11 protein-coding genes are annotated in these 8,605 nt (G+C 36.8%); 7 read left to right on the forward strand and 4 right to left on the reverse strand.

The genetic code is table 11. The features are described from left to right. The 4 genes from HMPREF2887_RS03075 to HMPREF2887_RS03090 all read right to left on the reverse strand — a co-directional run. Nucleotides 1-783: replication initiation factor domain-containing protein (locus HMPREF2887_RS03075; RefSeq protein WP_148131482.1), on the reverse strand; the 783-nt coding region annotated here is incomplete at its 3' end. Between the two features lie 204 nt (nt 784-987). Then, the gene (locus tag HMPREF2887_RS03080) at nt 988-2,676 is read right to left on the reverse strand and encodes an FtsK/SpoIIIE domain-containing protein (RefSeq protein ID WP_084740454.1); all 1,689 of its coding nucleotides are present in this window, start codon (nt 2,674-2,676) and stop codon (nt 988-990) included. 10 nt (nt 2,677-2,686) lie between these two features. After that, nucleotides 2,687-3,142 carry a conjugal transfer protein gene (locus HMPREF2887_RS03085; protein ID WP_084740457.1) on the reverse strand — a complete coding sequence of 152 codons (456 nt, stop codon included), beginning with the start codon at nt 3,140-3,142 and terminating at the stop codon, nt 2,687-2,689. Nucleotides 3,143-3,164: 22 nt separating this feature from the next. After that, nucleotides 3,165-3,461, reverse strand: coding sequence for a hypothetical protein (locus HMPREF2887_RS03090; RefSeq protein ID WP_000611955.1), 297 nt, complete (start codon nt 3,459-3,461; stop codon nt 3,165-3,167). 871 nt (nt 3,462-4,332) lie between these two features. Between HMPREF2887_RS03090 and HMPREF2887_RS03100 the strand changes: the two genes are divergently transcribed. The 7 genes from HMPREF2887_RS03100 to HMPREF2887_RS03130 form a co-directional block, all read left to right on the forward strand. Next, nucleotides 4,333-4,674 (forward strand): helix-turn-helix domain-containing protein, encoded by a 342-nt coding sequence (locus tag HMPREF2887_RS03100; RefSeq protein WP_084740467.1) that lies wholly within the window; start codon nt 4,333-4,335, stop codon nt 4,672-4,674. 16 nt (nt 4,675-4,690) lie between these two features. Further along, nucleotides 4,691-5,746 (forward strand): hypothetical protein, encoded by a 1,056-nt coding sequence (locus tag HMPREF2887_RS03105; protein WP_084740470.1) that lies wholly within the window; start codon nt 4,691-4,693, stop codon nt 5,744-5,746. A gap of 99 nt (nt 5,747-5,845) precedes the next feature. Further along, the gene (locus HMPREF2887_RS03110; protein ID WP_084740472.1) at nt 5,846-6,712 is read left to right on the forward strand and encodes an ImmA/IrrE family metallo-endopeptidase; all 867 of its coding nucleotides are present in this window, start codon (nt 5,846-5,848) and stop codon (nt 6,710-6,712) included. Between the two features lies 1 nt (nt 6,713). Then, on the forward strand, nt 6,714-7,388 hold the full coding sequence (locus HMPREF2887_RS03115) for an XRE family transcriptional regulator (protein ID WP_084740476.1): 675 nt from the start codon (nt 6,714-6,716) through the stop codon (nt 7,386-7,388). Between the two features lie 199 nt (nt 7,389-7,587). Beyond that, a complete protein-coding gene (locus HMPREF2887_RS03120) occupies nt 7,588-7,887 on the forward strand; it encodes a DUF5960 family protein (RefSeq protein ID WP_084740479.1) in 300 nt (99 codons plus the stop codon). Between the two features lie 82 nt (nt 7,888-7,969). Then, nucleotides 7,970-8,173: a helix-turn-helix domain-containing protein gene (locus HMPREF2887_RS03125; RefSeq protein WP_084740482.1), complete on the forward strand. Its 204-nt coding sequence runs from the start codon at nt 7,970-7,972 to the stop codon at nt 8,171-8,173. 3 nt (nt 8,174-8,176) lie between these two features. Then, a partial coding sequence (locus HMPREF2887_RS03130; RefSeq protein ID WP_148131483.1) for a DNA cytosine methyltransferase occupies nt 8,177-8,605 on the forward strand: 429 nt, incomplete at its 3' end.

Genomic DNA, 8,605 nt, shown 5'->3' on the forward strand with positions numbered 1-8,605 from the left:
TTGACGGGCAAGTTCATAGCGTTTCTCGTAAAAGTTAAAGTAGAGTTGGCTTTGTCTTGAGCCAAAGTAGAGAGATAAGCCGTGATTGGCTTCCATATCCTCATTGTCAATGAAAGAACCACCCCCTGTTACATTCCATTTCCGAAAGGTATTGAGGACAATCTCCTTGGCGTAGAGTTTTTCAATCAACTTAGGTAGATGAATCTGCTGGTCTTCTTTTCCAAAGCCCTTGTAGAGCTCATCTAGAGCAATATCTAACCTCTTAATCCGGCAATCCTCATAGGCATAGAGGAGATTTTGAAGGAAGATTTGCCAAGTGATGCCTTTGTATTCTAGAAGCACTTCCAACTCACGGCACCCTTGTCCCGATAGTTGAAGACAGGATTGGTAATCTTTGGTTTCTGCTTTATCAAAGAAATCAAAAATCCAGATGTTTCCTCGTTGCCAAAGATGGGTGTAATTCATGAGCCGTGTTTCTTGAGAGCTAAATTCGCTCAGATGACAGAAGAGAAAGTTCTCACAGAAAGATTCTAAGTCACGTAGAGCAGGAAAAGAGATTCGCAAGTAGTCAATCCGAGCACGCAAACTTTGTTTTTCATGTTCTCTATGAAAGCCTAGCTTGGCTTTTAGGTCACGGAACTTTTCAATGCTCAATCCTCTTTCGCCAGTTTCGTAGGAGCGATAGGTTCTAGTAGGTAGGCCAACGGCTTCTGCAAATTGTTTTTGGCTCATACCTGTTTCTTGACGAAATTTCTTAAGATTGAATGGGCTCATTTTATCCATTCATGGGGACACCTCCTTTTTTATGAGTGACACATTTTTTTTGCCAAAGTAACACACTTTCTAAAATTCGCAATCCCAACTCTCACAAGGAATGAGGAGGGTTGGACTTTGCCATTTTGCCAAATGTAACCCCCCTATTAGAAATCGGGGGTTTCATCATCAGAAACTAGGAACTTCGGGCTACGGTCTGCGCCTGACTTACCGTCAGGCTTGCTCTTGCCCTTGTCCTAGTTCCTGATGACTAAGCGCCATCTGAACGGCTTTGGCATAAGATCTTCGTCCGCCTTCTTCAAAGCGAATCAGAGTTTCCAGAAGGAGTTCTTCTTGAAGAGGAGTCAGCAAAATAGCTGAGTCAGAACGGTCAAAATTAATTCCTTGTTCTTCTAAGAGATAGATAATCTTTCGAAGTGTTGCGACTTTTAGTTCCTGCTCTTCTGCAAAATCCTTTAGTGGTCGTTGGTTGATATGGTTTTCTAACTGTTCTACCTCTTCTATTAGTTCTTTTGTTGGGACTAGCGAGTCATAGTTTTTAAAGACAGAAAACTCTTCTCCTTCAAATTCTAAAATAGGAATTTGCGAGTAGGCTTCATAGAAAGAAAAGCCCTGGTCCAATGGTACATAAGGTGAGAAAAACTCACCAGCCAAATCTCCGTTGTTTGCGATATAGCCCCGTCCCTTGACCTTAACACCATTAACTTCATCCAGCTTTTTGAACTCTTTAGTTTTGTTGGCATCCCCAAACATCATGTCATAGCCTGTTGATTCTAAATGACCGACTGATAGGCGCTTCATAAAGTTATCCCGAAGAGCAGTTTTGACAAACTCCCCATCAGGACGTTGCATGGCAAAAATCACATAAACACCAGCTTGACGACCTTCTAGGACCAGTTGGGTAAGGTATTCGGTGACTTCTGCTTGTAGGCTATAATCCCGATCAATTTTAGCGATAAGTGCTGCCCATTCGTCAACCAGAATGAATTTAGGCTTCATCCCGTAATAAGTGAAGTTCTTCCCAGCTTGAAACTTGGGAGAGGTAGACATGAGTTCATAGCGTTTCTCCATGAACTCCACATTTTCCCTAAAGCACTGGATTATATCTTCTTTACTGGTAAAGACTCGACCATGAAAGACAGGGATTTTTTTCACACCAGATAGATCTGAGTTTTTCGGATCACAAATATCAATAAAACCAACCTTAGCAAGTGCATAAATGATGGACATGATAAGAATCGTTTTCCCTCCTCCTGTACCTCCACCGATCAGTAAGTGTGGTTCTTCGATGAAGTCCCAAACTACATCTTTCATGAGTTGGAGTTTTGAACCTTTGACCACTACTTGGTCAATGCCAATACGACTATCAATCCTATTGATGGCGATATCGTACTTAATAAAGCGTTTATCAAAGGTCTTGTTTCGAAAATCACCATTAAACATGACTTCAAGGGTTGCTCCAAGATTGAGAAATCGATCTTGAAACTTATTGCCTTCTAGGATAAAACTCACTTCCAAACCATAACGGGATTGTTTGAGATAAACTTGAGGAAGTCTAATTTTCTCTATTGTCCTTTTCTCCCGTTTAATTTTCTTGACTAGATAGAGATTATTTTCTAAGAGAAAGCGAGAGAGAATTCGTAAGCTATTGAGTTTTTGAAAGGCGAGTAGTTTCTCGTAGCAAAGCCAATTCAGGACTTGAGAGATGAGAGCGGATAGTAAGGCAAAGGCAACTAAGTAGTAGGTTGTGGGGAGGGGTTGGACTTGTAGCTCCAAGTGGTGTTGATAGACATAGTAAGTTAAGGCAAATAAAAAAGGCGACCACAAGATAAACCAAGTGATTGCCTTGATATGTCGATGATAGACTTGAACTCCTTGTCCACGGTAGGTAAAGAGTTTCATGTGTCACCTCCTAGTTTTCTTTCTTGTTTTCTACGGGTTTAGAGTCTTTAGAACTTGCCCCTTTTTTCTTAATCTTAGAAGCAAAGAGCTTGTAGATATCATTGCGGTTAACGTGAGTATGAGTTACGACAATGTCTTCTAGCTCCACTTCCTCACGGTACTTGAGTCCCAAGTCTTCGATTTCAGACTCCGTCATATCAGCAATAGTGAAAAAGAGGGTTTCATGTTGGACTGAAGAATGAATTCCTACCACAACACCCCGAATTTCCCCCGTACTAACTTGAACGTAGGATCCATCAGGATTGCGTTGGGAACGGTCAATTTCATAGATGGTATCTGTTCCTTCAATTCCTCGGAAAGTAAGTTTTCCAAAGACTTGAGGAATGTCTAGACCTTCTGAGATAACCCGATAGGTTTTATCTGCAATTTGAAGTTTTTCTCCGTAGTTTAATCCGATTTTAGCCATGTATGTTTTCTCCTATTCTTTCTTATTTTTTCAAAACCAATTTTTCAGCAAATACGTTGAGTGCTGGGGCAACAGAATTTCCGTTTAGGGAAGTATCTGCGAGGAAAATGGGATTAACCACTTCAACCAAAGCATCTTCTGGAAATACGGTAGCTGAAGCAGGTGTGATTACGTGGAAGGCTCCGTGTTGTTCATTGTTTAGCACGTGGCGTTGGTATTTGCCTTCTTTTCCGAAGACATAGCGTGGCGCATTGCCCAATTTTTCGTAGTAAGCAGTGCCGATAAATTCTGGTAGCATGACAAGTGTTTCTGGGATCATAAGTGTTTCCTTTCTGAGTGTAAAAAAGAGTTAAGCTAGTTGCTTCACTCTTGAGTAGTAATGAGTAAAAAGTTTTCGTTTAAACATTCTGGTGTAAAATTGTACTTCACCTTGAGCAAAGCCAGTAAGCAGTGATTGGTTGGCAAGTTTATCTAAATCCTTTTTGGCTTGATGATAGAGTTGTCCCTGGAGTTGTTCAGATGAAGAAAACATATCATAGGTGAATATGTAATTATTGTAGAGTCGTTCACATTGTTGTGCGAAAAAAGTTAGACATAGTGCTCTCCTTTATTGTAAAAGTAAAAAGCTACTAAGAAAATGGACTTAGTAGCTAGAGTAAATCTATCTAGTAAATTAGATAGACAGCAGTAGAGAAAAGTTATTTTGTTGAAGGATCCCTCCTTCACGGTGGCAACGTTTAGCAAGGTGCTTTGCGTCAATTACCATCGTTTTCCCAGCCAATCTCTTCAGGTAGTCATGATCATACCCAAGAGATTCTCTTACGCCCTTTGGCGAAGCCAGTTCACTTTACTATTCGGAAAAGTGCGAAAGTCCGAAATGCGTGGAAGCCCACAAGAATTGAGTCTTGTTTTCTATCTTCACTTCAACCATAAAACGGACTTGACTTTTCTTATCAAAACATTTACAATAAAGGTACGAAGTTTATGTGTTGTTCTGATGATCAGTCCTCTGGTTGTCAGACGCACTTTTTATTTAATTTTCAAAGATCGTGATTTAGCCTTGAAGATAAGGTTATTATTTTCAATCGCTATACAACTGTTAGTTGTTGATTATATTATACAACCATAGGTTGTTAATGTCAACAGTTTTTTGAAAAAAATTTAAAAATATTTTTTTAAGGGGAACAATAATGGATCTTGCGGAACACCTTAAGACCTTGAGAAAACAGGCTAAAATGACCCAAGCTCAAGTCGCAAAAGCTATCGAAATTTCGCAACAAGGATACGCTTATTGGGAGCAAGGTAAGAAACGTCCAAGTTATGACAATCTCGTGAAGATTGCCAAACTCTTTAATGTATCTGTCAATACATTGGTATCAAATGAAAACAATGATGATATTGACTTGTCAGAAGTAGAATTGCTCTTCAGAACCACATCAGACGGTATGAGCAATGAAGAAAAAGAAGTCTTCAAACAAGAGCTGCTTCAGTTTATGAAGGAGCGGAAGAAACTTTTTGATGAGGAAAAATAAAACGTAAGGAATAGAAATGGTACAAAGTTTATTTGCTGGGATGTCTAATTATAAGTTTCAAGGCAAAAACGAGATTTTAAATGATTTAAATAAAATATTGTTCAATAGCCAACAACTTTCTGAAAATATTGATGATATATCTGAATATGTGTATAAACTCAGAGAAATAGAAATTTATGGTTCAACAAGTCAATTTGATTTATATGATTATTCGCTAGAACTAGGCAGCTTTACTATGTTTTTAAACCAGATTATAATTCCTGATATTCTGGAACTTATTGTGTGTATTTCAGAGAATACTTTAAATGAGAACGTAATCAAAAAATTAGAAATTCTTTCTGAAAAATCATGGGACTTTTGGAGACGTTTTGAAAGAATTTGTCCAGAAATTATGGGACACAGTGAAGAAGAAATTAATCGGATAGATGATTATAGTAAGGTTATTTCAGTAGTTACTAGTGTTGCAGATTGTGCAAATATGGTAGACAGATTGAGAGAACTTACTACTCTGAAAGTTGAAAGGGACAATAATCTAACTTTTCGTTCCATAACTCTAAAAGCATGTGCAAACTTATTAACATATTTAAAAAATGTGCAAAACGAATGCTCAGAAGATGAATATAATACTTATTTAAAAAGTCTCTTTGAGATGGTAGGGAATGGGCTTGTTGTTAAAGATCAATCTTTACAAGGCGAGTCTGCTAGTGGCTGTTCTTTAGGTGAAATTGATTTATTGCTGATTATTGATAATCGTGAATCGGTTATAGAAGCATTAAAAACTTCATCACTAGCACGTCAAAATATTATTGAACATATAAATAGATTAGGAAAATACGATAAAGTCGGGAACTTAGAAAATTTTATAATTGTTTATTATACTGGTAGTAATTTTGAAAAGTTCGCTAATAATTATCTTCAACTTTTGCAAACATCTAGATTAGATTTCAATATAAGTTATATTGCTTTAAATCCATACGATAGCTTGTCAAATATAAAAGTAATTGATATGTACCACAATTTAAACAGTTCGCATTCAAAAATTACTCATATTTTATTAAATATTTGGGAATAGAAAAAATTTATTTCTCAATGGTCAGTAGTGGACAATCGTCCACTTTTTCTATATAATTATTGTTAGTTTATAAAACAACAAAAGCTTCGAGGAGGTATTATGGATACACGATACAGCCAAATTAAGGAAGTTGCAAATCTTTATATTTATAAGTATATCAAGGAGAATGACTCTTCTATTTTGGGGTATGACTTTGAAGGTTTCTTCAACCATGTGGTTGAGAGTCACCATATTAAGGTAATGGAGCATCATTTTTCCAGTAGAAAGATTGAGGGGCTGACTTTAATTGATGAGAGTGGTGTTTCTTTCTCCTATGAAAAGGAAAATCCGCAAGTAAAACAGAACTTTACAAAGTGCCATGAGTTGGGGCATTTTCTGCTAAAGCATACTGGATCTTTCTTTACAGAGCTAAAAGATGAATCCGACTCTATCTTTGAGAGCGAAGCAAATCTCTTTTCTGCATTTGTGCTAATGCCAAGCATTGTTTTGCTCTCAAAGATATTTTATAGGCATGATAGTTTCTCACGAGTGATGAAGGATTTGAAGGTTTCAGCTGAAGCCTTGGTCTATCGCTTGAGAGACTTATTCATTAACGAAACGACTCATTCATTAGATGAGGTTAATCATGCAATTCAAGACTATAAAAATGATCAACTAGATAGAATTATGGATATGTTTAGCTTGTTGAAGTCCTCTATTATCGCAGAGTACCAGCAAGTCATCATAGATATACTGCCTAAGGTCTATCGTTTGCTGACTAGAGACGGCTACCTGTCAGATAGACAAATCTATGAGCTGAAGGACAAAGCGTTTAGACAGACCTTGGAAGATGAAAATTTAGATATTTCTTGTGGTCAACTTTTTGATTATGGTAAAGTCATTTACTTTGCTTGGAAAAAGGATAAGCTAACAGAGAGACAAGCTGTTAGTAACGCCAAAACACAATTACTGTTAGAAAGGGCATGAGATGTTCAATGGTACAAAATTAAAACAAAAACGTGAAGAGTTGGGAATGAAACAAAGCGAGGTTGCACGGCTTCTTGATATTAATCGCTCTTCTTATTTCTCTTGGGAAAATGGCAGGGCAGTCCCGAACAAAGCAAACTTGAAAAAGATTGCTGAGATTTTAGGAGTGACTGAGGAGTTCTTCTATGAGGAAGAAATTGCTATGCTTTATAAGCAACTGAATCCTACTAATCAAACCAAGGCTATGAACTATGTTAAAGACTTAGTAGGTAAGCAATCTAATATTATTGCTATGTCTACCTTCCCTTATCGTGTCTATGAAAGCCTGTCAGCTGGTATTGGTGCCACTGTCTATGATGATAAGAACTTTGATACGGTTTACTTTGATAAGGAACTGGCTCATGATTTTGCTTCCTGGATTTTAGGGGATTCCATGGAGCCTACCTATCATAACGGCTCTGTTGCCCTTATTCGTGAGACAGGTTTTGATTATGATGGGGCAGTTTATGCGGTAGTGTGGAATTCACAGACCTTTATCAAGAAAGTTTACCGTGAGAAAGAAGGGTTACGACTAGTTTCCATTAACAAGGATTATAAAGACATTCATATTCCTTACGATGAAAATCCACGTATTGTGGGCAAAATTGTAGGTAATTTTATGCCTTTAGAGGTGTAAGTTGGGGGAATATTATGGGAATGACATATAAAGCAAAATTAGAAAAAGTTAAAATGAGGAATATTTGAAGTCAAATCTGACAAGAGAAGAGAGCGATACACAGGACAAGTAACAAAAATAACAATAAAAACCGCTGATAAGTATCAGCTGTTTTAAGTATATGATACTTTTGGAGTCAGTTTAATGGAGGAATTGAACGATGAGTAGGAGAGAAATTTATAAAGATAAATTACAGTTTGACTATTTCTCGGATTCTTATATCAAGTTTGAAGAAGACTTTTACAAGTATTCAGCTATGGATGTACCATTAACATTCCTCACTGATGATATACTCAGAGAAATGGCCATGAGCCAAAAGAATTATTTCAAACTCAATAAAGAAAACAGTAAAGATGGCCGAGATCACTATTTTTACTTCAAGATTGAAATGAGTGATGAAAATAAGATGGTTAGGAAGTATCAGTATTTACAGGTATTGAGTCATATAAAAAGAGCCTAAGTAATTAGAAGCTTACTCCAACCATTTCTTAGTATTTGTGATATACTAGATAAGTACTTTTAAAAGGACTACGGAGAAACGAATGAAGATTTCATATGCCCCATTATGGCGAACGCTTGCCAATAAAGGAATTGGTAAAAATCAATTTAGAACGGAAGCTAAAATAAGTTCTAGCACCCATACAAAATTGGTTAATAATGAATGTACAACAACGGATACATTGGTTAAAATAGCAAATTACTTAAAATGTAATACACCAGATATCATAGAGTTTGTGGAGGAATAGACTTTGGATGTAGTTTCTTTATTTAGTGGAGCAGGTGGTTTGGACTTAGGTTTTCATCAGCAAGGTTTTAATATTGTTTGGGCTAATGACTTTGATAAATTTGCTGTCCAAACATATAATGAAAACTTTCCGATTCCAGCTGTTTTTGGAGATTTAAACGAAATAGAATTAGACTCTATTCCGCTTGCTGATGTAGTAATAGGTGGATTTCCGTGTCAACCCTTCAGCATGATGGGACATGAAAAAGGATTTGAGGATGCTAGAGGAACACTCTTTTTTAGAATTGTCGAAATCATAAATAGTATGATTCAGAGAGGCAGAAAACCGAGAGTTCTTGTTCTTGAAAATGTTAGAACTTTGAAAACTCATGATAAGGGTAATACATATAGAGTTATTAAAAATATTCTTGAAAATGAATTAGGATATAAAGTT

Source organism: Streptococcus sp. HMSC071H03, from assembly GCF_001813035.1.
In the GTDB taxonomy this organism is placed as follows: domain Bacteria; phylum Bacillota; class Bacilli; order Lactobacillales; family Streptococcaceae; genus Streptococcus; species Streptococcus anginosus.

Coding starts and splice junctions, on each gene's coding strand:
- HMPREF2887_RS03080 (WP_084740454.1), bottom strand. CDS start 2,676: ATGAAACTCTTTACCTACCGTGGACAAGGAGTTCAAGTCTATCATCGA.
- HMPREF2887_RS03085 (WP_084740457.1), bottom strand. CDS start 3,142: ATGGCTAAAATCGGATTAAACTACGGAGAAAAACTTCAAATTGCAGAT.
- HMPREF2887_RS03090 (WP_000611955.1), bottom strand. CDS start 3,461: ATGATCCCAGAAACACTTGTCATGCTACCAGAATTTATCGGCACTGCT.
- HMPREF2887_RS03100 (WP_084740467.1), top strand. CDS start 4,333: ATGGATCTTGCGGAACACCTTAAGACCTTGAGAAAACAGGCTAAAATG.
- HMPREF2887_RS03105 (WP_084740470.1), top strand. CDS start 4,691: ATGGTACAAAGTTTATTTGCTGGGATGTCTAATTATAAGTTTCAAGGC.
- HMPREF2887_RS03110 (WP_084740472.1), top strand. CDS start 5,846: ATGGATACACGATACAGCCAAATTAAGGAAGTTGCAAATCTTTATATT.
- HMPREF2887_RS03115 (WP_084740476.1), top strand. CDS start 6,714: ATGTTCAATGGTACAAAATTAAAACAAAAACGTGAAGAGTTGGGAATG.
- HMPREF2887_RS03120 (WP_084740479.1), top strand. CDS start 7,588: ATGAGTAGGAGAGAAATTTATAAAGATAAATTACAGTTTGACTATTTC.
- HMPREF2887_RS03125 (WP_084740482.1), top strand. CDS start 7,970: ATGAAGATTTCATATGCCCCATTATGGCGAACGCTTGCCAATAAAGGA.